Origin of the sequence: Vibrio sp. FF266 (assembly GCF_041439695.1) — a bacterium.
GTDB lineage: Bacteria > Pseudomonadota > Gammaproteobacteria > Enterobacterales > Vibrionaceae > Vibrio > Vibrio tasmaniensis_A.
In genome coordinates this window covers 25882-50648 of sequence record NZ_JBGOOO010000002.1, presented here as the reverse complement: position 1 = coordinate 50648, position 24767 = coordinate 25882, and the positions used below count along the sequence as shown (strand labels likewise).

The following is a 24767-nucleotide window of genomic DNA, read 5'->3' as shown; positions in this document are numbered from 1 at the left end:
TTCTGTTATGACTTTACCACTGAAAAAGCTTCTTTAGCCACTGTTTTGGTTGACTTTCACAGCCCTTTTTAATGCTGCCACTTTCATCCCAGACCGGCAATTTGACTGTACCACCACAGTCAAACTCTAACGCCCCTTCAGAAGTTCGAGTAAAGCTCGCGGTCGCAATTCCTGTTGGCCAAGGCAGTAATAGTTGTTCAGGCATTCTTTGCTTCAGATAATCAGCATAGACACGCAACGCACCGCTAGAACCGGTTAGTTTAGTCGGTTTATTATCATCTCGGCCTAACCAAATCGTCGTGACTTCACGACCATCAACACCCACGAACCAACTGTCACGGCTGTCATTACTGGTACCCGTTTTACCGGCTAATCCCGCCCATGCAAACTGACCTTGTAGGAAACGCCCCGTACCTTCCGATACGCCACGTTTCATTGCATAGGTTGTTAGCCAAGCGGCTTGCTGGTCAACGCTTTGTGATGCACGAGGGATCGACTGATACAGAACCTCGCCATCGTTATCAACCACAGAGCGAAGTGCAGACAAAGGTGCGATACGGCCAGAGTTGGTGATAGTTTGATACATCTGCGCGACTTGGAATGGAGTCAGTGAGAACGACCCCAAAAACATCGACGGTACTGGGCGAATTTCATTTTTATCAACCCCCAGTTTTCCAATCGTATCCGAGACACTATCAATGCCTAATTGCATGCCTAAACGAACAGTAGGTACGTTGTAAGACTTAGAAAGCGCCACATACAAAGGCACATCGCCACGGAACTTACGATCGAAGTTTCTCGGGCTCCACACGCTACCTTTACTGCCTTTCAAGCTCAGTGGCGTGTCTTTCAATGTTGTCGCCAACGTGTACTTCTGAGGCTGCTCTAGTGCGGTTAAGTAAATTGCAGGCTTGACCAAAGAACCAATTGGGCGACTCGCGTTCAAGGCACGGTTAAAGCCATCGTAGCCAGTACGCTTACCACCGACCATCGCCCGGATTTCACCGGTATTTCTATCCACGGCAATAGCTGCTGCTTCCAGCTTGTTACCTGCGGTTTTCGATAAATCAGGCACCTTACGAGCAATCGACTTCTCTAACTTGTCTTGAGATACCGGATCCAGAGAGGTAAAGACTCGAATCCCTTTTTTCGCCTCAAATCGATCGCCGACATACTTCTTAAGCTCAATGTTTACTTGTTGGAAATAAGCGGGCTGACGGCTAGCAATGCGTGGGTTGTCTTGAATATCCAAATCACGACTCGCCGCCTCTTCGTATTGTCGCGGAGTTAAGATGTCTTGTTGCATCAATAAGCGAAGAACCAAATCGCGTCGAGTCTTAGCACGCTCAGGATAACGAACCGGATTGTAATACGACGGTCCTTTCACCATACCCACCAGCAGTGCTAGCTGATCGATACGGAGCTCTTGAATTGGCTGACCGAAGTACAAGCGAGACGCTAAGCCGAAGCCATGAATCGCTTGTCCACCATTTTGCCCAAGGTAAACCTCGTTTAAGTAAGCCTCTAGGATTCGGTCTTTGCTGTAACGATGGTCCAAAATAAGTGCAATGTAGGCTTCACGAACCTTACGCCACAATGTACGTTCACTGGACAAGAACAGGTTTTTTGCCAACTGTTGTGTCAGCGTACTACCACCTTGTACCGTTCGCCCAGCTTTGACGTTAACGACCATTGCACGAGCGATGGCCAGTGGCGACACTCCATCGTGTTGATAGAAATTTCGGTCTTCGGTTGCTAATAAGGCATCAACCATCACTTCTGGGAATTGATTACGTTTTAAGAACAGGCGCTGCTCATCGTTACTTTTCTCAAGCATGCCAAGCATTTTCGGTTCAACACGCAGATAACCCATGTCGCCTTTCTTCTCTAGCGACTGAATACGAGTTAACTCGTTACCGTTGAAATGCAGCATCACATGACGATCCGCTTCCGGTCCATCGACAAACTCGAACGGACGACGAATCATTTCAATCTTGGTTGAAGAAGAGGAGTATTCGCCCGGGTGACGAGGCGCGTTCACCTTACGATAATTAAGTACATCGAGCTCATTCTTAACCTGAACTAAACTCACCGGAGTTCCCGGAGACAGGTCTAGCACTCGCGCATAAACCACGGTTGGCAAATCAAACAGCTGACCTTCAAAGCGTTGCTTAACCACAGAATCGAGATAAATACCGACGAACAACAGTAATGCCGCAAGCGCTAAGCCTGCTTTCCAAGAAATGCCCCATAAGATCTTCAACCAACCTCTTTTGCCAGATTTCTTAGCCTTAGATTTGGTCTTTTTCGCAGCCGCTCTAGGTTTTCTTGGCTTGGCTTTGGTCGCTGGTGACTTCTTTGCTGGCGCTTTTTTAGGTGGTGCCTTTTTGGGCGTTAACATTTTGGTCATCATCGATTCAACTGTCGTTTGGTTTTAGTGGTTGCTACATGGTTAGCAGGGTCATCCGGCCAAGGATGTTTTGGGTAACGGCCTTTCATCTCTTTTTGTACTTCTTTGTACGCGCCAGCCCAAAAGCCGGCTAAATCTTGAGTAATTTGTAGTGGTCGCTGTGCTGGAGAAAGGAGCTCAAGCACTACTTTTTTACGCCCTTGCGCGATCAATGGCGAGTCTTGTTCGCCAAAGACTTCCTGCATTCGCACTGAGATCACGGGTTCAGATTGATATTGATAACGAATGGCCTTCTTGCTGCCTGTTGGCATCAGATAGTGTGTTGGCAGCCATTGGTCGATTTCTTGATTCAAAGGCCAGCCAAGATAAGTCGACAATGCTTGCTCAATCGAAACACTAGCCAGCCCTTTTGCCGACTTAATGCCATTCAAATACGGAGATAGCCACTCATCAAGGTGTTCAATCAAACTCACATCGTCCATTGCTGGCCAATCATGCTCAGGCATCCAAAGCTGTGCACAGCGTACACGCTCAACCAACTGCTTAGCCGAAGCTGTCCAATTTAAGCGATCCAACCCGCACCGAGCGACATAATTGAACAGCGCTTGGCTCGCCTGATTCGCATCGGGATCAGCTAAAGCTTTGGTGCTGATAATCAACTTGCCCAGAGACACTCGCTGCTCTGCAACTAAACGGCCACGTTTCTCATCCCAATCGGCGTAATCGGAACGCACAAACAGTTTTGGAAATTCAGCTTCTAGCTGCGCGATATCAACCGCAGTGGCTAAGAAAATTTGACTGGCTCGCCCTGTGCTGCGCATCAAATCAATCACTACGATATAGTCATTGTTCGCCAATGGGTCATCGTCACGAACCTCAGCGCCGTGGCCATTCGCCAGAAGGAAAGCACTGCTGGTTGCACTTCTCGCTTGTGCAATTCGGTCTGGGAATGCAAAACAAAGCACTAATGGTAGCAATGATTCGTCAACTTGTGACAAATCTAAGTGATGATTGAGTTTGCTGGCGAGACTTTTCGCTCGCTGCATCACAACACTGTTTTTCGAGTGCTTTCTTTGCTTAAGTCGATGTAGCGAGTGTTGGATATCCGTCACATTGCGTTCCGGATCTTCGAGTAAAGCGGCAGCGACAATCGCGACATTCAACAAGGCTGGACTGTTTTGCTGAGCTTTGATCAGCATACTAGCGATACGCGGCTCAATGCCTAGGCGCTGGGCTTGCTTACCGATCGAAGTGAACTGCCCATTAGCGTCTAACAGTTCCAGATTTTGTAAGAGTTGCTTACCTTGTTCTGTTGAAGCTTTTGGTGGAACGTCTAACCATTGCAGTTCCTCAGCACTCGCAGCGCCCCATTGCGTCAATTCAGACACCAACGAAGACAAATCAGAATGAAGAATTTCAGGTTCTGGTACAGCAGGTTGCTGCATAAGCTGTGTTTCGCTGTACAAGCGAACACACAAGCCCTCTTCGATTCGCCCTGCTCGACCCGCTCTTTGCTCAGCAGAAGACTGCGAAATTTTCACTTGTTCAAGCTTGGTAATACCGGTTTTCAAATCAAACTTTGCAACTCGTTCTAACCCCGAATCAACCACTAAACGAATCCCCTCAATCGTCAAAGAGGTTTCCGCAATGTTAGTGGCCAATACCACTTTTCGACGCCCTTTCACCGATGGCGCGATCGCTCTCTGCTGCTGTTCAAAACTCAATTGGCCATACAACGGACACACGTCAATATCACTGACAAGTTGCCCAAGTTGTGATTCCACTTGTTTTATCGCCGAGACACCCGGTAAGAAAGCCAAAAGTGAACCCGATTCTTTCTCCATCAGAGAACGAATCACGTTGGCCATCTTAGGTGCTAAATATTCATTCGAGCCTAATGGCTGATAGCGGAAGTCGACAGGGAAAGTTCGGCCTTGCGATTCAACATACTTGGCATCAGGTAACAAAGATTGCAGAGCGTGTTGATCTAAGGTTGCCGACATCACCACCACTTTTAGATCGTCACGCAGCGCATCTTGGATCTCCAAGCTAAACGCCAATGCAGTATCTGCGTGAATGCTGCGTTCATGAAATTCATCAAAGATCACCATATCAACCCCAGTCAATTCAGGGTCGGTTTGGATCATTCTCGTCATGATCCCTTCAGTCACGATTTCCAAGCGAGTCGCACTACTGGTTTTAGATTCACCACGAACCCTAAAACCTATGCTCTCTCCCACTTTCTCTCCTAGTTGGCTCGCTAAGTAAGTAGCAATATTCCTTGCAGCCAAACGCCTTGGTTCAAGCATAATGATTTTGCCTTGAACGGCATTAGTTTTAACCAACTGTAAAGGGAAGAATGTTGACTTACCGGCACCGGGAGCGGCCTTTAGAATAAGTTGAGTGTGTGTTTGTACGCCAGCGAGCAGATCTGGCATCACAGCTTCTATGGGCAGTTGTGGCAATGGGTGAACCTTGTGGTGTAATGTTGGCAACATTGTACATAAAAACCTACCTCTCTAAATAAGTAATATGCACTTCAATCCTCCATTAGAGCCAGCGACTCTTATTAAACGCTATAAACGCTTTCTCACTGACATCCAACTTCCAGACGGCAGCGAGCGTACTATCCACTGCGCTAACACCGGAGCGATGACAGGATGTGCGACTCCTGGCAATACGGTGTGGTACTCAACGTCAGACAATGCAAAAAGAAAGTACCCAAACAGCTGGGAGATCTCAGAAACAGACAAAGGTCACCGTATTTGTGTAAATACTGCGCGGGCAAACCAGCTAGCGGTGGAAGCAATTGAAAATGGGACTATAGTTGAACTCTTAGGTTATAACGCGTTACGAACCGAAGTGAAATATGGCAGTGAGAATAGTCGCATTGATATTCTGCTTGAAGATAACGAAAAGCCGCCTTGCTATATCGAAGTAAAAAGCGTCACTTTGCTCGACGAACAAGTGTCAACTAAGCGACAAATATCAACTAAACAACAAGCGTCGACCGAAGGACAAGGTTTTTTCCCTGATGCAGTGACAACTAGAGGCCAAAAACATCTGCGAGAACTCACAGAAATGGTCGAATCTGGAAGTAGAGCCGTACTTTTATTCACTGTTTTACATTCAGGCATTGAAAAAGTGTCTGCGGCACACCATATAGACGCCAAATATTCGTTATTACTAAAACAAGCACAAGACGCTGGAGTTGAAGTGCTTTGCTATAAAGCAGAGCTCAGCAGTACTCAAATACAACTAAAACAAGCCGTTGAATTTATCAATAGCTAAGCAAAAATGCTGAACTATTCACATTGATTGCAAGTTTTAACAAGAGTATTTGCCACCATTCGTTCTTTCTGCTATAGATACCCGCCTTAAAATTAGCTGCTTTGCAGTTGACTAGGTGTAAATAGGAGATGCTGTATGCCAGAATCTAAGAAAAAAGCGCTAGGCATCCTAGCCATCGCAGGTGTTGAACCGTACCAAGCAAAGACAGGTGAAGAGTACATGTCACCTGAGCAAACGGAACATTTTACAAAAATTTTATCAGCTTGGCGCAACCAGCTCAGGGAAGAAGTTGATCGTACTGTGCACCACATGCAGGACGAAGCAGCGAATTTTCCAGATCCTGTTGACCGAGCTTCTCAAGAAGAAGAATTCAGCCTAGAGTTACGTAACCGTGACCGTGAGCGCCGTCTTATCAAGAAAATTGAGAAGACACTAGATAAGATCGAAGAAGACGATTTCGGCTTCTGCGACTCTTGCGGTGTCGAGATTGGTATTCGTCGTCTTGAAGCTCGTCCAACTGCTGACCTTTGTATTGACTGTAAAACACTTGCAGAGATCAAAGAGAAACAGATGCAAGGTTAATTCTTGCGGATGTAAAGAAAGGGAGCTTTGGCTCCCTTTTTTGTTTGTTTTAAAAAGTGGTTTATATCGTTGTTGATAGCGATAAACTAATCACCAAACGTCTTAAGAATCGGCTACTGCGGTACCATCAAGATTAGGTTTCTCACTCATGAATTATATCGGACGCTTTGCACCATCACCGTCAGGTCCTCTTCATTTTGGCTCACTGGTTGCTGCTCTTGGTAGCTACTTTCAAGCGAAATCTAACCAAGGACAATGGTTAGTTCGTATGGAAGACCTCGATCCGCCAAGAGAAATGGCTGGCGCTGCAGACCTCATTCTTAAGACGCTTGAGGCTTACCACCTGTATTGGGACGGTGAAGTCGTTTATCAAAGCCAGCGTCATGACCTATATCAAGCTCAAATTGATCAATGGGTCACTGACAATCAGGCCTACTACTGTCAATGTACCCGTAAGCAAATAAAGTCCTTGGGTGGGTTTTATAGTGGCCACTGCCGAGACAAAGGTTTGGTTGATTCAGGCGAACAGGCGGTGCGCTTGTGTATGGACTTTCCCATCGAGTCCTTTGACGATGTTCGTCACGGCACGATTCAAATTCCCAAAGCATTGGCTGAAGAAGATTTTATTATCAAGCGCAGAGATGGGTTGTTTGCCTATAACTTGGCAGTTGTCCTTGATGACATCGAACAAGGGGTAACAGAAGTCGTTAGAGGTGCAGATCTGATAGAACCAACAGGTCGACAAATCAGTTTGTATAAGACGCTCAAGCAAAAAAACGTGAGCTACTTGCACTTACCATTGGCAACCGATGGCTTGGGGAATAAACTGTCAAAACAAAATCATGCCACCGCGATAGATCTCGACAACCCAAAACCGACGTTAATCAATGCGATGCGATTCTTAGGTTTTAATATCCCGAATGCTCTTTTCGAGGCGTCAATAGATGAAATTTTATTGTGGGGCTGCCAGCAATGGAACGTCTATCAGTTACCTGATAGTTTACAAAAAGAGCACAGCAATGAGTTCGAAACTAACGGCAAATCGCAATAACGATACATAAAAATACCGTAACAAATACCTGTGACTAAGCAGACGATGTTCTCAAATGGCTCGCGCTAAGCTATTATTAGCCGCAATTAAACTCTGCACTACCACTTTGGACTAAGAGAAAAACAAAGCTGGCGATACCTACTTTGTTATAAACTAATGAATACAAACGACAATACCCCAAGCGAACAACGCGGATTCCACGAATTAGCTCTGAATATTTATACTCGTCAAGAGCACAATATTTCACGCAAGCAGATCAGCGACAATGCACTTAAAGTGTTATATCGCCTGAATGGTGCGGGTTTTGACGCATTTCTAGTCGGTGGTGGTGTACGCGACATCTTATTGGGCTCTCAGCCAAAAGATTTTGATATCGCGACCAACGCAACGCCAGAGCAAATCAAGCACCTATTCAGAAACTGTCGCCTTATCGGTCGACGTTTTCGCTTGGCACATATCATGTTTGGTCGTGACATCATTGAAGTAGCAACTTTCCGTGGCCACCACCAAGAGCCATCGAAAAACGTTTCTGCGCAATCTGAAGAAGGTATGTTGCTACGCGATAACGTGTACGGCAATGTTGATGAAGATGCAGAACGTCGTGACTTCACAATCAATGCGATGTACTACAACATTGCAGACTATAGCATCCACGATTACGCGGGTGGTGTAGAAGATTTAGAAGATAAGCTGATCCGCCTGATTGGCGATCCAGAAACGCGTTACCGCGAAGACCCAGTACGCATGCTACGTGCAATGCGCTTCGCCGCTAAACTGGATTTTGATATTGAGGAAGATACAGCCGACCCAATTGAAGAGTTAGCACACCTTCTAAAAGATATCCCAGCAGCGCGCCTTTACGAAGAGTCTCTAAAATTACTGCAATCAGGTCACGGTTTAGAAACCTACCACTTGATGCGTGAGTACAACCTGTTCCAGCAGATGTTCCCTTCAGTAGCGGAACACTTCACAGAAGGCTACGACTCACATACCGAGCAGATGCTTGATTTGGTACTCGACTCGACTGACCTTCGCATCGAAGATGGCAAGCGAGTAAACCCCGCGTTTATGTTTGCTGCAATGCTTTGGTACCCAATGAACAAGTTGGCAGACAAGCTTGTCGCTGAACAGGGTATGGCGCACTACGATGCGATCATGGAAGCAAGTAACATCATTCTTGATCGACAAGTAAAATCAATTGCGATTCCTCGTCGCCATACCGCAACCATTCGCGAAGTTTGGCAACTGCAACTACGACTGCCTCGCCGCAACGGTAAACGTGCCGTTCGCCTGATGGAACTCAATAAGTTCCGTGCTGGCTACGATTTCCTAGAAATGCGTGGCGAAATTGAAGGTGGCGAAACCAAAGAACTAGCAAAATGGTGGGAGCGTTATCAGACAGCAGGACGCAATATGCGTCAAGCGATGGCTAATGACGTAGCAGCACCATCAAAGTCGGGTCATCGCCGCCGTAAGACTTACAGGAACAAAAAGAGTAAGCAATCAGAATGATAACGGCTTACATTGCGGTCGGCAGTAATCTTGCCGACCCTGTTAGCCAAGCAAACTTGGCTATCGAAACGCTAAAGAATCTTCCGCGAACAACGTTTGTTGCGACCTCACAGCTATATAGTAGCACTCCAATGGGGCCGCAAAACCAACCCGACTACATCAACGCGGTAGTAGCAATTAAAACAGAATTAACGCCAATTGAACTGCTTGATTGCACTCAAAAGATCGAGCAAGAGCAAGGGCGCGTCCGTAAAGACGAGCGTTGGGGTCCAAGAACCTTGGATCTCGATATCGTGTTATACGGCAATGAGGTGATCGATTCAGAGCGCTTAACCGTTCCTCATTACGGAATGAAAGAAAGAGAGTTTGTGCTCTACCCGCTTGCTGAAATCGCACCAAGTTTACAACTCCCTGATGGGACTGAGCTGACAGAACTACTAAAAATAGTAGATAAGAACGGGCTCAATGTTTGGCAGCAATAGCCAAGCGCATTAAGGAAAATCAATGAAAAAAGTAACCATTAACGACCTAATCAAGTGCAAACAAGAAGGCCGTAAATTCGCGACGTCGACAGCTTATGATGCGAGTTTTGCTCAATTATTCGAAAGCCAAGATATGCCAGTTCTACTTGTCGGTGACTCACTTGGCATGGTTCTACAAGGTCGTAACGATACATTACCAGTAACCGTTGAAGATATTGCTTACCATACTCGCTCAGTGCGTGCCGGTAGCCCAAACTGTCTTCTTATGGCTGACATGCCATTCATGAGTTACGCCACACCAGAGCAAGCCTGTGAGAACGCAGCAACCTTAATGCGCGCTGGTGCGAATATGGTGAAAATCGAAGGCGGAAGCTGGTTGATTGAAACTGTGAAGATGCTAACAGAACGTGCTGTACCAGTATGTGCACACTTAGGCTTAACGCCTCAATCGGTAAACATTTTTGGTGGTTACAAAGTTCAAGGTCGTGACAACGAGCAAGCCGATAAAATGGTTGCTGATGCGCTAGCACTACAAAATGCAGGTGCTCAAATCGTTCTTCTTGAATGTGTACCAGCTTCATTAGCAAAAAGAATTACAGAAGCTTGTGACGTACCGGTTATCGGCATCGGCGCAGGTAATGTTACCGATGGTCAGATCTTGGTTATGCATGACATGTTCGGTATTTCTGCGAACTACATGCCGAAATTCTCTAAGAATTTCCTAGCTGAAACAGGTGATATGCGTAAAGCCGTCGCTCTATACAAAGAAGAAGTAGAGAGCGCACGTTTCCCTGATGATGCTCATACAATCGCTTAGGAGTAACTATGCAAACTTTTGCTGAAATAGCGGCTCTTCGTGAGCAGATTAAACAGTTTAAGCGTGATGGACGTACGGTTGCTTTTGTCCCAACAATGGGAAACCTACATGAAGGTCACCTAACTCTGGTCAAGAAAGCTCGTGAACTGGCTGACATTGTTGTTGTAAGCATTTTTGTTAACCCAATGCAGTTTGATCGCGCCGACGACCTAAATAACTACCCTCGTACGTTAGAAGCCGATTTAAACAAACTAACAGGCGAAGGTGTTGAGTTAGTCTTTACGCCAACACCAGAGGTTATGTACCCAGATGGATTGGACAAACAGACGTTTGTTGAAGTCCCTGGTATATCTCATATGCTTGAAGGTGCCTCTCGCCCAGGTCATTTCCGCGGTGTATCAACAATTGTCACGAAACTGTTTAATATCGTTCAGCCAGACTTTGCATGCTTCGGTGAGAAAGATTTCCAACAACTTGCTGTGATTCGCCAGATGACAACTGACTTAGCGCTAGACATTGAAGTTGTGGGCGTAGCGACTGTTCGTGAAATGGATGGTTTAGCCATGAGCTCTCGCAATAGCAACCTAACGATTGATGAACGTCAGCGAGCTCCAGTTCTAGCGCGCACTATGCGTTGGATCAGCAGTGCTATTCGTGGTGGTCGTGATGATTACGCGTCTGTCATTGAAGATGCAACAGACCAACTACGCGCAGCAGACCTACAACCGGATGAAATATTCATTTGTGATGTAAAAACGTTACAAGCGATCACTTCAGAATCGACTCAAGCAGTGATTCTAATGTCGGCTTTCCTAGGTAAGACTCGTCTTATCGACAACCAAGTTTTAGATTTGGTCACGGAAACGAAAGAAGAAGTGAAAGAAGAAACTGCTGAGTAATCGCTTTCTTCTCTTTACGTAAACCAGGTTATACCGCAAAGCACAAATGAAAAACATAAAAAAGGTCGATGTAATATCGACCTTTTTCTTTGCCTGCGATTCAGGATAATTAATAGCTCCTAGATAACTAATAGATCCTGGATAACTAATAGATCCTGGATAACTAATAGCTCTTGGATAACTAATAGATCCTGGATAACTAATAGCTCTTGGATAACTAAAAGTTAACTACGTAAGCCGATCCCCTTTGTAACTAAGTAATGTGCAATGCCATACAGCACGACAATAAACACACCTAGTACGCCAAACGACGTCACAATACCCACATCAGACACACCCAAAAAGCCATATCTGAACGCGTTTACCATATACACGATAGGGTTCAACTTCGATACACCTTGCCAGAATTCAGGCAATAGACTGATCGAGTAGAAAACACCACCGAGATACGTCAGCGGCGTTAAAATGAAGGTTGGGATAATAGAAATATCATCAAACGTACGTGCGAATACCGCGTTGATCAAACCACCCAGAGCAAACACAACCGACGTGAGAAATACCGTCGCAATGATCACGCCCCAGTGGTCGACTTGAAGGTCAACAAAGAACAGCGATACAAAGGTGACGATAGTGCCCACTAACAAGCCACGCACCACGCCGCCCATTACGAAGCCGGCGATAATCACGTAGTTAGGAACAGGTGCTACAAGCAGCTCTTCAATGTTCTTCTGGAATTTGGCACTAAAGAACGATGAAGCAACGTTGGAATATGAGTTGGTGATCACCGACATCATGATCAGACCGGGCACAATGTATTCCATGTAGCTAAAGCCGTTCATTTCACCAATACGCGCACCAATCAGGTTACCGAAGATGATGAAGTAAAGCGTCATGGTAATCGCTGGCGGTACCAGAGTTTGCACCCAGATACGCGTGAAGCGATTGATCTCTTTGGTCAACAAGCTGCAGAAAGCGGTCCAATATAGGCTGTACATATTATTTATTCCCCTCACGGACGATACTCACAAATAGCTCTTCTAGGCGGTTTGCTTTGTTACGCATAGAGAGAACTTTTACCTGCTGCTCACTCAATTGATCAAAGATGGTATTCAAACCTCGATTCTTGTCGATTTCGATTTCTAGCGAGCCATTAACCATCACTTGGCTATTCACACCTTCAAGTTTAGGTTCAGTCGCACCCTCTTCAAGATCAAGAATAAAGGTCTCGGCACTCAACTTACCCAACAGCGACTTCATTGTGGTGTTCTCAATCAACTCACCACGATTGATGATACCAATGTTACGACACAGCATTTCCGCTTCTTCTAGATAGTGCGTAGTTAAAATAATGGTGATGCCCTGCTTCTCGTTGATCTCCTTGAGGAATTCCCACATTGAACGACGCAATTCAATATCAACACCCGCCGTTGGTTCATCAAGAATCAACAAATGAGGCTCATGCATCAGTGCACGCGCGATCATCAAACGACGCTTCATACCGCCAGATAAGTTACGCGCACGTTCGCCACGCTTTTCCCACAAATCGAGCTGAGATAAGTACTTTTTAGCGCGTTCTTTAGCAAGAGCTTTCGGTACACCGTAGTAACCGGCTTGTTGTAGCACGATCTGCTCAACCGTTTCGAACGGGTTAAAGTTAAACTCTTGCGGGACTAAACCTAAGTTCAACTTCGCTAGCTCCAGATCGGTATCAATGTCGTAGCCAAACACTTTCACCTTGCCTGACGTTTTATTAACCAGTGAAGAGATAACACCAATGGTGGTGGATTTACCCGCACCATTTGGGCCAAGTAGTGCGTAAAAGTCGCCTTTTTCTACTTGTAAACTCACGCCCTTAAGAGCCTCAAAGCCCCCTGCATAAGTTTTTCTTAGTTGCTCAATTTCTAATGCATACATAGAGATAGACTGCCATTTGCTATAGATAAGATGTTGATGGCCGAATTTGAGGAAGAGAGTAATGCTTAATACGAGCTAGCAGAAAACTAACTCAAACTTGTTTACTCGGCCATTTTGCAAACAAGTTTATCGTTGATTAACGATTAATACAAATACCGAGTGAGGCTTTCTTTCGAAAGCGAACAAGAATATTAGGTACGTAAAGAGCAATTCAGTGTTCAGTAAACATAAAAAATGCCGTTAAGTTATTAACTTAACGGCATTAATCACCAATACTATATTTGGCGTCTATAACTGATTCATGTGAAATTATTGCTGAAGATTAAACCGAGTCAAATTGATGTTCATCTCTATCAACATAGCTTGTTGCAGCTGTCAGGGCTTCATATCTGAATCGATAAGTATTGGATTCAGGTACAAGGTCAATCACATGGAATTTTTCTAATTGCTGACGAGTATTCTCATTAGGACACAATAAGTACACTTCACACTGCGCATCTAGGGCATCTTTAATCGCATTTTCTAGCGCTAAGCCAACGGTAACATCAATCATAGGCACATCAGTTAGGTCTAAGATCATCGCTTCATAATCAGAAATGCTCGAGTGTTGACGTGAAATCGCTTTTGAAACACTGAATATCATCGGCCCAGAAAGGTAGAAGAACAGCACTTTACCATTGGCACTATCCAGTAACTGACGTTCACTGTCAGTCAATGGGATATCGTCTTCATCATCGCCATCACTGATCGCCTTAACTTGTCTAGCTTGCTCTCGACTTAGCCTTTCAATGATCAGAATGTTTGAGATAAAAACGCCCAGCCCGACCGCAATAATTAGATCAACGAATACGGTTAATAACATCACACCGTACATGACACCCATGCCGGCATAACTCACCTTGTGTGCGCGCTGAATAAAACTCCAATCAAGGATGTTGAAACCGACATACATCGCGATACCAGCCAACACAGCCATAGGGATCGGTTCTGTTAAGCCTCCCGCAACCAATACCACTAGCGCAAGCACCAAAGCACGAATAACACCAGAAAGCGGAGAACGAGCCCCTACCTGAATGTTGGTCACGGTGCCCATGGTTGCGCCCGCACCGGGTAGCGCACCAAACAGACCAGAAATCATATTCGCAATGCCTTGGCCACGAAGTTCTTTGTCTGAATCATGCTCTTTACGAGTCAATGAATCTCCGATAACCGCAGTCAAAAGCGTATCAATACAACCAAGAGTACCTAGCACCAAAGCATCGATAACCATTGTGGTGAATTGCTCAGAGCTGATAGTCGGAATAACAAGAGAAGGTAAGCCTGCGGGAATTTCACCAATACGGCGAATAGAATCGGTATCAAAGATAATAACGGATAAGAGCGTTACAGCCACTAAAGCGACCAATTGAGCGGGCACATACTTACGATATTTAGCAGGAAAACCGAAAAGGATACCAAGCGTTAACACCCCCAAAAACAGCTCACTGACTTTCAGATTTGCTAGCGTATCAGGAAGTGCCGAAAGTGTGCCCATCACTCCGCCAGAAGGGGCTGCGTGCCCTAGCAAAGGAGAAAGCTGCAGAATGACAAGAATCACGCCGATACCGGACATAAAGCCAGATATCACGCTATATGGCATCAAAGTGACGTACTTTCCTAGCTTTAATGTACCGAGTAATATCTGAAAAGCACCCGCCATCATTACCACGGTAAAGGTCATTGCCATCCCGGTTTCAGGGTACTTGGCCACCATGCTGGTCATTACTGCCGTCATGATCACTGTCATCGGCCCGGTAGGCTCTGATATCAAGCTGCTTGAGCCACCAAACAATGCCGCAAATAGGCCCACCATGATGGCGCCCCAAAGGCCAGCTTCCGCGCCCGCACCAGAAGCGACACCAAATGCCAACGCTAAAGGCAATGAGATGATGGCTGTAGTTACACCGCCAAACATATCTCCTTTGAGATTGATATCCGTAAAACGACTTCCAAACAAAACACACCTTCCTGATGATGAAATGACAAACCTTATCACTTTAACAAATGTATCAACGGTTCAGAAAGTGTTAATTTAATCACACTATTCGTCTCTTATATTCGGATTATGCCTTTTACGCTAAGTTAATGATTTTAACGACTAGTACACGTCAGATGAGTACTATTTGACACAGTTTTTACAAGATTGAATTTGTAACATTGTGTATAGTTAGAGTTCTTAATTAAGGGATGTAAGACGCAAAATGCCAGAGATTAAACAGCTTTTTGAAAACAACTCTAAATGGTCAGAAGAAATTCGCTCTCAACGACCAGAGTATTTTACAACGCTTGAAGAGGGTCAAAGCCCTGGTTTTCTATGGATAGGCTGCTCAGATAGCCGCGTTCCGGCCGAGCGTCTCACTGGTTTGTATTCTGGCGAACTGTTTGTTCACCGAAATGTCGCTAATCAAGTAGTTCATACCGACCTAAACTGCTTATCAGTAGTGCAATACGCTGTCGATGTACTCAAAGTGAAACACGTTATTGTTTGTGGTCACTACGGCTGTGGCGGTGTTAACGCAGCGATAGATAACCCTAAACTGGGTCTTATCAACAACTGGCTACTCCACATACGCGATAACTATCTTAAGTACCGTAAGCAAATTGAATCTCTGCCTCGTGAACAATGGGGTGACAAGTTATGCGAAATTAACGTTGCAGAACAAGTCTACAATCTTGGTAACTCGACCATCATGCAAAGCGCATGGGAACGTGGACAAGATATTGAAATCCACGGTGTGGTTTATGGTATTGGTAATGGCAAGCTGCAAGATCTTGGTGTTCGTTGCTCAAGTAATGATACTTTAGAAAACAGCCACTTAGCGGCACTTGATAAAATCCTATCGTCTCCAATCCTAGGTTAATTCTTAACGTCTAACCAATAGATATAAGAAAGAATAGATATAAGAAAGGCTCGCGTTTTGCGAGCCTTTTTTGTTTGTGTTCAACAGAGTCGTTATTACTCTTGAGGTACAACTTTACCGATATACGGTAGGTGACGATATTTTTGTGCGTAGTCGATACCCACACCAACAACGAATTCATCTGGGATTTCAAAACCAATCCACTTTGTGTCTACAATAACTTCACGACGAGAAGGCTTGTCTAATAACGTACAAATTTCGATAGATTTAGGACCACGCAGGCTCAGAATTTCTTTTACTTTAGTCAGCGTGTTACCAGTATCGATAATGTCTTCTACAAGTAGAACATCTTTACCTTGGATGTCATCATCAAGGTCTTTCAAAATACGAACATCACGTGAGCTTTCCATGCCGTTGCCGTAGCTAGAGGCTGTCATGAAATCCACTTGGTGAGTTAAATCGATAGCACGAGCAAGATCCGCCATAAAGACAAAAGATCCGCGCAATAAGCCAACTAAAACTAGATCTTCGCTACCTTGGTAGTGCTCCGTGATCTGCTTGCCTAGTTCGTTCACTCGATCCTGAACTTCTTGCTCAGAGATCATGACTTCAACTGTATGCTTCATACTGCTCTCATTTTATTTGGTGATTGCGACGAATGTTGACACTTTCGTCAGTTGTGTCGCTCAATTTTGTGCGTAAGTCTAGCACTGCTCAAATACCCACACCACCTTATGGTTCGAATTTACTGTTAGATTCTCAATGAAATGTGCATTGGTGCGTTATCCAATACTCGCATCCTTTCACATCAACACTGATCACGCTTTATGTATCAAGTTTGATGTAACTGTCTATAAAACAAGCACAAGGGATTGACCATTCACATATGCACCATTACACTCATCTTGGCTTAAATAATAATAAAATCATTAATATAAAAATTCGTTGGCAAGGAAAAACAATATGGACTCAATAACGAAGAGACCTAGAACTAGGCTTTCACCCTTAAAAAGAAAACTTCAATTGATGGAAATCGCACTTGAAGTATTCTCTCGCCGTGGCATTGGCCGCGGTGGACACGCTGATATTGCCGACATCGCTCAGGTGTCAGTAGCAACAGTATTTAACTACTTCCCTACCCGTGAAGATCTGGTTGATGAAGTACTTAACCACGTTGTTCGTCAATTCTCGAACTTCCTTTCAGACAACATTGACCTAGATATTCACGCAAAAGAAAATCTACATAATATTGCGACTGAAATGGTGACGTTAGTGGCTCAAGATAGCAATTGGTTAAATGTATGGTTCGAATGGAGTGCATCAACTCGCGATGAAGTGTGGCCTCTGTTTGTAACCACTAACCGCACTAACCAGATGTTAGTACAAAACATGTTTAGCAAGGCGATTGAACGCGGCGAAGTCTGTGACGATCACGATCCTAAACATCTAGCAAATCTATTCCACGGCATTTGCTACTCGCTATTCATCCAAGCGAAACGTGTAGATACGCAAGAAGAACTTTCGACCTTGACGGATAGCTACTTGAACATGCTGTGCATTTATAAGTAGATTCGATCTTCGAACAAAACTAAAGGGTTGGCTTTTACGCTAACCCTTTTTTATTTCCTCTCACCTAATCAGATTCCCTATTCCTTCCTTCGTCATCCTAAAGAGCGAGGGACGAGCGAGTTGGGGATCTCTTACAAGCATGACGACCATCTTTTCTTCAGACATAAAAAAGCCGCTGACGAATCAGCGGCTTTTAAAAACATTAGCGAGTGGCTAAAAAAGAATTACTTCTTCTTTTTCACTGCTTTCTTATTTGGAAGGTCAGTGATTGAACCTTCGAATACTTCCGCAGCAAGACCAACAGACTCGTGTAGAGTTGGGTGAGCGTGGATAGTCAGTGCGATATCTTCTGCATCACAACCCATTTCGATTGCTAGGCCGATTTCGCCAAGAAGTTCACCACCGTTAGTACCAACAACAGCACCACCGATTACGCGATGAGTCTCTTTATCGAAGATCATCTTAGTCATACCGTCAGCACAGTCTGAAGCGATTGCACGACCAGAAGCAGCCCAAGGGAAAGTAGCAACTTCGTAGTTCAGGCCTTCCGCTTTCGCTTCTTTCTCAGTCTTACCTACCCAAGCTACTTCTGGCTCAGTGTACGCAATTGATGGGATTACTTTAGGATCGAAGTAGTGCTTCTTACCAGAGATAACTTCAGCAGCTACGTGACCTTCATGCACACCTTTGTGAGCAAGCATTGGTTGACCAACAACATCACCGATCGCGTGGATGTGAGGAACGTTAGTACGCATTTGCTTATCAACATTGATGAAACCGCGCTCATCAACTTCGATACCTGCTTTTTCAGCATCGATAAGTGCACCGTTTGGAACACGACCGATAGCAACAAGAACTGCATCGTAGCGCTCAGCTTCTGCTGGTGCTTTCTTGCCTTCCATTGAAACGTAGATACCGTCTTCTTTCGCTTCAACCGCTGTCACTTTAGTTTCAAGCATTAGCTTGAACTTATCTTTAATGCGCTTAGTGAAGACTTTAACGATGTCTTTATCCGCAGCAGGGATAACTTGATCGAACATCTCAACAACTTCAACTTTAGAACCTAGAGAGTGGTAAACCGTACCCATCTCAAGACCGATGATACCACCGCCCATGATAAGCAGTTTTTCTGGTACTTCGTTTAGTTCTAGTGCATCCGTAGAATCCCAAATACGTGGGTCTTCATGTGGGATGAAAGGAAGTTTGATTGGGCGAGAACCCGCAGCAATGATTGCGTTGTCGAAGTTAACTGTCGTTGCTTCGCCTTCGCCTTCAACAAGAATGCTGTTAGGACCAGTAAACTTACCAAAACCGTTAACAACTGTAACGTTACGCATCTTAGCCATACCGCCAAGACCGCCAGTCAGTTGATCAACTACTTTTTCTTTCCAGATACGGATCTTGTTGATGTCCGTCTGTGGCTCGCCGAATACAACGCCGTGCTCTGCCATCGCTTTTGCTTCTTCAATTACTTTAGATACGTGAAGAAGTGCTTTTGATGGAATACAACCAACGTTTAGACATACACCACCAAGAGTGCTGTAACGTTCAACTAGTACTGTTTCTAGACCTAAATCCGCACAACGGAATGCCGCTGAGTAACCAGCAGGACCTGAACCAAGTACAACAACTTGGGCTTTAATTTCTTTGCTCATTGTGACCTCTTGTAGTCATTATCCCTAACAGGCTGAGTAGATGTTCTTAAAATTATTGGGCTTTCAAACAGGAAACATTTTACAGAGATGTTAACAGTGTGAAAGTAGCTTTAAGTTAGCCTGTGAGCTAGACAACAATTCCCCCGCAGTTTATGAGAAATGCCGGAAACTGTTCTCTAAAAATAGTCTTTATATAAAGAATTAAGGTGACCCGAAAGTCACCTTAATAATTACTTTCTCAATTACAGTACTAGACGACGAATGTCAGATAGTGCGCTGTTTAGGAAAGTAATGAAGCGTGCACCTTCAGCACCATCGATCACACGGTGATCGTATGATAGAGACAGTGGAAGCTGTAGACGTGGTTGGAACTCTTTACCATTCCAAACTGGCTTAATTTCAGACTTAGATACACCTAGGATACCTACTTCTGGAGCATTTACGATTGGAGTAAATGCAGTACCGCCAATACCACCAAGGCTAGAGATTGTGAAACAACCGCCTTGCATGTCTGCCGCTGTTAGCTTACCAGAACGTGCTTTCTTAGAAACAGCCATTAGCTCTTCAGATAGCTCGTAAATGCCTTTCTTGTTCACGTCTTTGAAGACAGGAACAACTAGACCGTTTGGTGTATCAACAGCGATACCCACGTTTACGTACTTCTTAAGAATGATGCTTTCGCCATCTTCAGAAAGAGAAGAGTTAAACGCTGGGAATGCTTCTAGCGCTTTAGCAACAGCTTTCATGATGAACACAAGTGGAGTGATCTTCATGCCAGTGTCTTTCTTCGCTTCGATTGCGTTCTGTTCTTTACGGAATGCTTCTAGCTCAGTGATGTCTGCGTTGTCCCACTGTGTAACGTGAGGGATCATTACCCAGTTACGGTGCAGGTTAGCGCCAGAGATCTTCTTAATCTTAGAAAGCTTCTGAACTTCCGTTTCGCCGAACTTGCTGAAGTCAACTTTTGGCCATGGTAGTAGACCAAGAGCAGAACCATCGCCGCCTTTGCCAGATGCTGCTGCACCAGACTCAAGACGCTTAAGTGCATCTTTAACGTAAGACTGAACGTCTTCTTTAAGTACGCGACTCTTACGACCAGTACCTTTAACTTTCGCTAGGTTCACACCGAATTCACGAGCTAGACGACGAACAACTGGAGATGCGTGAGCGTACTCGCCGTTCTCTTGGAAGTCGCCAGCTGCTGGAGCTACTGCTTCAGCTTTAGGTGCAGGTGCTGCTGCCGGAGCTGCTGCTTGTGCTGGAGCTGGAGCCGCTACTGCTACTGGAGCTGCGCCTTCAACAACGAAAGTCATGATTGAAGAGCCTGTTGACACTTTGTCGCCAGCTGCAATCTTGATTTCTTTTACTGTACCAGCGAATGGTGCAGGCACTTCCATTGAAGCTTTGTCGCCTTCAACAGTAATTAGAGATTGCTCTTCTTCTACTGTATCGCCAACCGCTACCATGATCTCAGTAACTTCTACTTCGTCACCACCGATATCAGGAACGTTCACTTCTTTCTCAGCAGATGCTGCTGGAGCCGCTGCAACTGGTGCCGCCGCTGGAGCAGGAGCTGCTGCAACTGGAGCACCAGAACCCGCTACTTCAAATACCATCACTAGAGAACCAGTAGATACTGAATCACCAGAAGCGATCTTGATTTCTTTAACGATACCAGCGAATGGTGCAGGAACTTCCATTGAAGCCTTGTCACCTTCAACAGTAAGAAGAGATTGCTCTTCTTCTACTGCGTCACCGATAGCAACCATGATTTCTGTTACTTCAACTTCATCACCGCCGATATCAGGAACGTGAACTTCTTTAAGCTCAGCAACTGATGCCGCAGCAGGAGCAGCTACAGGAGCCGCTTCAACTGCTGGAGCAGCCGGTGTTGCTGCACCTTCCGCTTCAAAGATCATGATAAGAGAACCAGTAGAAACAGAATCACCTTCTGCTATTTTGATTTCTTTAACGATACCCGCTTGAGACGCAGGAACTTCCATTGAAGCTTTGTCGCCTTCAACAGTGATCAGTGACTGCTCTTCTTCAACCTTGTCGCCAACGTTTACAAGAATCTCAGTTACTTCAACCTCGTCAGCACCGATGTCTGGTACATTAATTTCGATTGTCATTGTATTTACCTACCTTAATGCCAGTCTTATGCGTATTGCGGGTTAATTTTGTCTGCGTCGATGCCGAATTTAGCAATTGCTTCAGCAACTACTGATTTCTCAACATCACCACGTTTAGCCAGTTCAGTAAGCGCAGCAACTACAACGTAGCCTGCATTTACTTCGAAGTGACGACGTAGATTTTCACGGCTGTCTGAACGACCGAAACCGTCAGTACCAAGTACTTTGTAAGACTCAGAAGGCATGAATGCACGTACTTGCTCAGCGTAGTTCTTCATGTAATCCGTAACTGCGATTGCAGGTTCGTTACCAAGAACAGTTGTGATGTACGGTACTTTCTCTTCAGCTTCTGGGTGAAGCATGTTGTCACGCTCTACCGCTTGACCGTCACGAGTCAGTTCGTTGAACGACGTTACAGAGAATACATCAGATGCTACGCCGTACTCTTCGCTCAGGATCTTAGCTGCTTTACGCGCTTCGTTCATGATAGTACCAGAGCTCATTAATTGAACCTTAGACTTAGAACCTGCGTAAGACTCAAGCTTGTAAATACCCTTACGGATGCCTTCTTCAGCGCCTTCTGGCATTGCTGGCATTGCGTAGTTCTCGTTCATTACTGTTAGGTAGTAGTAAACGTTCTCTTGGTTCTCACCGTACATGCGACGGATACCGTCTTGCATGATTACCGCTAGCTCGTAAGCAAACGTTGGGTCGTAAGAGATACAGTTAGGTACAGTGTTCGCCATGATGTGCGAGTGGCCATCTTCGTGCTGTAGACCTTCGCCGTTTAGCGTTGTACGGCCTGCAGTTGCACCTAGTAGGAAACCACGAGCTTGTTGGTCACCTGCTAACCAAGCCATGTCACCAATACGTTGGAAACCGAACATTGAGTAGTAGATGTAGAACGGAATCATCGGTAGATCGTTTGTGCTGTATGAAGTTGCAGCTGCAACCCATGAAGCCATAGAACCTAGTTCGTTGATACCTTCTTGAAGAACTTGACCAGACGTTGCTTCTTTGTAGTAAGAAACGATGCCTTTATCTTCAGGCGTGTAGTCTTGACCGTGTGGGTTGTAGATACCAACCTGACGGAATAGACCTTCCATACCGAATGTACGAGCTTCATCACAGATGATAGGAACAATGTTCTTACCAATGTTCTTATCTTTAAGAAGGATGTTAAGCGTACGTACATAAGCCATCGTTGTAGAGATATCACGCTTCTGTTCACCCAGTAGAGGTGCGAATGCGTCTAGCTCAGGAACTTTGAACTCTTGAGTGAATTTTGGCAGACGCTGAGGAGTGTAACCTTGTAGTGCTTTACGACGAGCATGTAGGTATTCGTACTCAGCTGAACCTTCTTTCAGTGTTAGGTAAGGAAGCTCAGATACTTTCTCATCAGAAAGGATGTCTTGTAGGCCTAGACGGTCACGTAGGTATTGTACGTGAGTCATGTCCATCTTCTTAACACCGTGAGCGATGTTCTTACCTTCTGCAGCTTCACCCATACCGTAACCTTTAACTGTCTTAGCTAGGATTACTGTTGGTTTACCACCTGTCTCTTTTGCATTGTTGAATGCAGCGAACAGTTTAGAAGAATCGTGACCACCACGTTTCAGTTCGAAGATTTGGTCGTCAGTCATGTCTGCAACTAGTGCAGCTGTTTCTGGGTACTTACCAAAGAAGTGCTCACGTACGTATGCGCCATCTTTAGATTTGAATGTTTGGTAGTCACCATCGATAGTTTCATTCATTAGTTGAAGAAGCTTACCAGTCGTGTCTTTAGCTAGTAGAGAATCCCAGTTGCTACCCCAGATAACTTTAACAACGTTCCAACCTGCGCCTTTAAATAGGCCTTCAAGTTCTTGGATGATGCTACCGTTACCCATTACAGGGCCGTCTAGACGCTGTAGGTTACAGTTGATTAGGAAACATAGGTTGTCTAGCTTCTCACGCGCAGCGAAAGAGATAGCACCACGTGATTCTGGCTCATCCATCTCACCGTCACCTAGGAACGCGTATACACGCTGACCTGAAGTATCTTTCATGCCACGACCTTCAAGGTACTTAAGGAAGCGCGCTTGGTAGATAGCAGAGATAGGGCCTAGACCCATAGATACTGTTGGGAACTGCCAGAATTCAGGCATTAGTTTAGGGTGCGGGTATGAAGGGATACCTTTACCATCAACTTCTTGACGGAAGTTATCTAGCTGTTCTTCAGTTAGACGACCTTCAACGAATGCACGAGAGTAGATACCAGGAGAGATGTGACCTTGGTAGTAAACTAGATCGCCACCGTCGGTCTCGTTTGGAGCACGGAAGAAGTGGTTAAAACATACTTCGTAGAACGCAGCAGCTGACTGGTAAGAAGCCATGTGACCACCAAGGTCTAGGTCTTTCTTAGAAGCACGCAATACAATCATGATTGCGTTCCAGCGAATAATCGAACGAATACGACGCTCAAGAGTTACGTCACCAGGGTAAGCTGGCTCTTGTGCTGCTGGAATTGTGTTGATGTAGTTCGTGTTGATGCCTGTAGCCATATCAACACCATCTAAACGCGCTTTATCTAGAACTTGTTCTAGTAAAAACTGTGCACGTTCTACACCTTCTTCACGTACTACTGACTCAAGAGCTTCTAACCAATCTTGAGTTTCCAGAGCATCAACGTCATGCTTCATGTCAGACATGGCGATCTATCCTTTTTGTTAGTTGGATTCTACTAAACACGTAAAAAGCCGAAGTATTACGACTATTTACCCTGTTGGATTCGACGTAAAGAACGTTCGCGGCGCGACTCTTCTTTAGTCAAATCCATCAATGTTTCTTCGATGTAAGCTAAATGAGAGTGTGACATTTCACGCGCCTGTTCTGGCTGTCCTGAAACGATCGCATCTACAATGTTAGCTCGATGTATACTCACTTTCTCCACAACGTCTTTACGACGATGCAACAGTTTTAAATTTTCTAAGACGTTTTGTTCGAGTAACGGAGCCAAACTACGAACAATGTGCAATAACACCACATTGTGCGCTGCCTCTGTTAAAGCAATAAGAAAAGCCATCACAGCTGCAGACTCGGCTTCAATATCACCCTTATCTTGCGCACCGCGAATTTTTTCTTGGCATGCTTGAATTCGAGCAAAGTCTTCATCAGTACCACGTAATGCCGCGAAGTAAGCCGAAATCCCTTCCATCGCATGACGCGATTCCAACAAGTCTAGTTGGGTTTCAGAATGGGAGGACAACAAATTAAGCAAAGGATCTGAAAAGCTTTTCCAGATATTTTCGCTAACAAACGTACCTCCACCTTGACGGCGAGTAAGCAAGCGTTTTGCTTCTAAACGTTGTATCGCTTCTCGGATTGAAGGACGAGACACATCGAACTGTTTCGCCAGTTCACGCTCAGGCGGCAGCTGCTGCCCTGGAGCCAGTGTTCCTTCCACTATCAACCTTTCTAACTCTTGTTCGATAACGTCCGAGAGTTTTGGCTGACGAATCCTTTGATAAGCCATAGTTTGTTGTTCTTCTTTTTCTTCGCTGACAATTGGTAT

General features: G+C 45.1%; 19 protein-coding genes. 9 read left to right on the top strand and 10 right to left on the bottom strand.

Going from position 1 to position 24767, the window contains the following annotated elements; translation table 11 throughout:
- Window positions 1-13: 13 nt before the first annotated feature.
- Window positions 14-2413, bottom strand: a complete 2400-nt coding sequence (gene mrcB, locus ACED59_RS02035) for a penicillin-binding protein 1B (RefSeq protein WP_017097329.1) — start codon at window positions 2411-2413, stop codon at window positions 14-16.
- Entirely contained in the window at window positions 2410-4908 is a 2499-nt protein-coding gene (hrpB, locus tag ACED59_RS02030) for an ATP-dependent helicase HrpB (protein WP_017097330.1), read from the bottom strand. The genes mrcB and hrpB overlap by 4 nt, the downstream gene beginning before the upstream one ends.
- A gap of 34 nt (window positions 4909-4942) precedes the next feature.
- Here hrpB and sfsA point away from each other — a divergent pair, with 34 nt between their 5' ends.
- The 7 genes from sfsA to panC all read left to right on the top strand — a co-directional run bounded on the left by sfsA (window position 4943) and on the right by panC (window position 11044).
- Window positions 4943-5701, top strand: a complete 759-nt coding sequence (sfsA, locus tag ACED59_RS02025; protein ID WP_017097331.1) for a DNA/RNA nuclease SfsA — start codon at window positions 4943-4945, stop codon at window positions 5699-5701.
- A 135-nt stretch (window positions 5702-5836) separates the two neighbouring features.
- Window positions 5837-6283 carry an RNA polymerase-binding protein DksA gene (gene dksA, locus ACED59_RS02020; protein ID WP_009847581.1) on the top strand — a complete coding sequence of 149 codons (447 nt, stop codon included), beginning with the start codon at window positions 5837-5839 and terminating at the stop codon, window positions 6281-6283.
- Between the two features lie 148 nt (window positions 6284-6431).
- The gene (gene gluQRS / locus ACED59_RS02015; RefSeq protein ID WP_009847582.1) at window positions 6432-7334 is read left to right on the top strand and encodes a tRNA glutamyl-Q(34) synthetase GluQRS; all 903 of its coding nucleotides are present in this window, start codon (window positions 6432-6434) and stop codon (window positions 7332-7334) included.
- Between the two features lie 156 nt (window positions 7335-7490).
- The gene (gene pcnB / locus ACED59_RS02010; RefSeq protein WP_009847583.1) at window positions 7491-8846 is read left to right on the top strand and encodes a polynucleotide adenylyltransferase PcnB; all 1356 of its coding nucleotides are present in this window, start codon (window positions 7491-7493) and stop codon (window positions 8844-8846) included.
- A complete protein-coding gene (gene folK / locus ACED59_RS02005; RefSeq protein ID WP_009847584.1) occupies window positions 8843-9328 on the top strand; it encodes a 2-amino-4-hydroxy-6-hydroxymethyldihydropteridine diphosphokinase in 486 nt (161 codons plus the stop codon). The genes pcnB and folK overlap by 4 nt, the downstream gene beginning before the upstream one ends.
- 22 nt (window positions 9329-9350) lie before the next feature.
- Window positions 9351-10145, top strand: a complete 795-nt coding sequence (gene panB, locus ACED59_RS02000; RefSeq protein WP_009847585.1) for a 3-methyl-2-oxobutanoate hydroxymethyltransferase — start codon at window positions 9351-9353, stop codon at window positions 10143-10145.
- 8 nt (window positions 10146-10153) lie between these two features.
- Window positions 10154-11044, top strand: a complete 891-nt coding sequence (panC, locus tag ACED59_RS01995) for a pantoate--beta-alanine ligase (protein ID WP_009847586.1) — start codon at window positions 10154-10156, stop codon at window positions 11042-11044.
- Between the two features lie 224 nt (window positions 11045-11268).
- On the opposite strand, the gene ACED59_RS01990 is transcribed toward panC, so the two are convergent.
- The 3 genes from ACED59_RS01990 to ACED59_RS01980 all read right to left on the bottom strand — a co-directional run bounded on the left by ACED59_RS01990 (window position 11269) and on the right by ACED59_RS01980 (window position 14912).
- Entirely contained in the window at window positions 11269-12039 is a 771-nt protein-coding gene (locus ACED59_RS01990) for an ABC transporter permease (protein WP_009847587.1), read from the bottom strand.
- A 1-nt stretch (window position 12040) separates the two neighbouring features.
- Window positions 12041-12958 (bottom strand): ABC transporter ATP-binding protein, encoded by a 918-nt coding sequence (locus ACED59_RS01985; RefSeq protein WP_009847588.1) that lies wholly within the window; start codon window positions 12956-12958, stop codon window positions 12041-12043.
- Window positions 12959-13280: 322 nt separating this feature from the next.
- The gene (locus ACED59_RS01980; RefSeq protein ID WP_029223085.1) at window positions 13281-14912 is read right to left on the bottom strand and encodes a SulP family inorganic anion transporter; all 1632 of its coding nucleotides are present in this window, start codon (window positions 14910-14912) and stop codon (window positions 13281-13283) included.
- A gap of 286 nt (window positions 14913-15198) precedes the next feature.
- On the opposite strand from ACED59_RS01980, the gene can reads away from it, so the two are divergent.
- Window positions 15199-15858, top strand: coding sequence for a carbonate dehydratase (can, locus tag ACED59_RS01975; protein ID WP_009847590.1), 660 nt, complete (start codon window positions 15199-15201; stop codon window positions 15856-15858).
- A gap of 95 nt (window positions 15859-15953) precedes the next feature.
- Here the strand turns inward: can and hpt are convergent, their stop codons facing one another.
- Window positions 15954-16484 (bottom strand): hypoxanthine phosphoribosyltransferase, encoded by a 531-nt coding sequence (gene hpt, locus ACED59_RS01970; protein WP_009847591.1) that lies wholly within the window; start codon window positions 16482-16484, stop codon window positions 15954-15956.
- A gap of 337 nt (window positions 16485-16821) precedes the next feature.
- Here hpt and ACED59_RS01965 point away from each other — a divergent pair, with 337 nt between their 5' ends.
- Window positions 16822-17427 (top strand): LuxR/HapR/OpaR family quorum-sensing transcriptional regulator, encoded by a 606-nt coding sequence (locus ACED59_RS01965; protein WP_012604737.1) that lies wholly within the window; start codon window positions 16822-16824, stop codon window positions 17425-17427.
- A gap of 224 nt (window positions 17428-17651) precedes the next feature.
- Here the strand turns inward: ACED59_RS01965 and lpdA are convergent, their stop codons facing one another.
- From lpdA to pdhR, 4 genes are all read right to left on the bottom strand, one after another.
- Window positions 17652-19082, bottom strand: a complete 1431-nt coding sequence (gene lpdA / locus ACED59_RS01960; protein WP_012604738.1) for a dihydrolipoyl dehydrogenase — start codon at window positions 19080-19082, stop codon at window positions 17652-17654.
- A gap of 242 nt (window positions 19083-19324) precedes the next feature.
- Complete coding sequence (aceF, locus tag ACED59_RS01955) at window positions 19325-21214, bottom strand: pyruvate dehydrogenase complex dihydrolipoyllysine-residue acetyltransferase (protein ID WP_017097333.1); 1890 nt, start codon at window positions 21212-21214, stop codon at window positions 19325-19327.
- Window positions 21215-21240: 26 nt separating this feature from the next.
- Window positions 21241-23904, bottom strand: coding sequence for a pyruvate dehydrogenase (acetyl-transferring), homodimeric type (aceE, locus tag ACED59_RS01950; RefSeq protein WP_017097334.1), 2664 nt, complete (start codon window positions 23902-23904; stop codon window positions 21241-21243).
- Window positions 23905-23966: 62 nt separating this feature from the next.
- Entirely contained in the window at window positions 23967-24728 is a 762-nt protein-coding gene (gene pdhR, locus ACED59_RS01945; RefSeq protein ID WP_009847596.1) for a pyruvate dehydrogenase complex transcriptional repressor PdhR, read from the bottom strand.
- Window positions 24729-24767 lie beyond the last annotated feature (39 nt).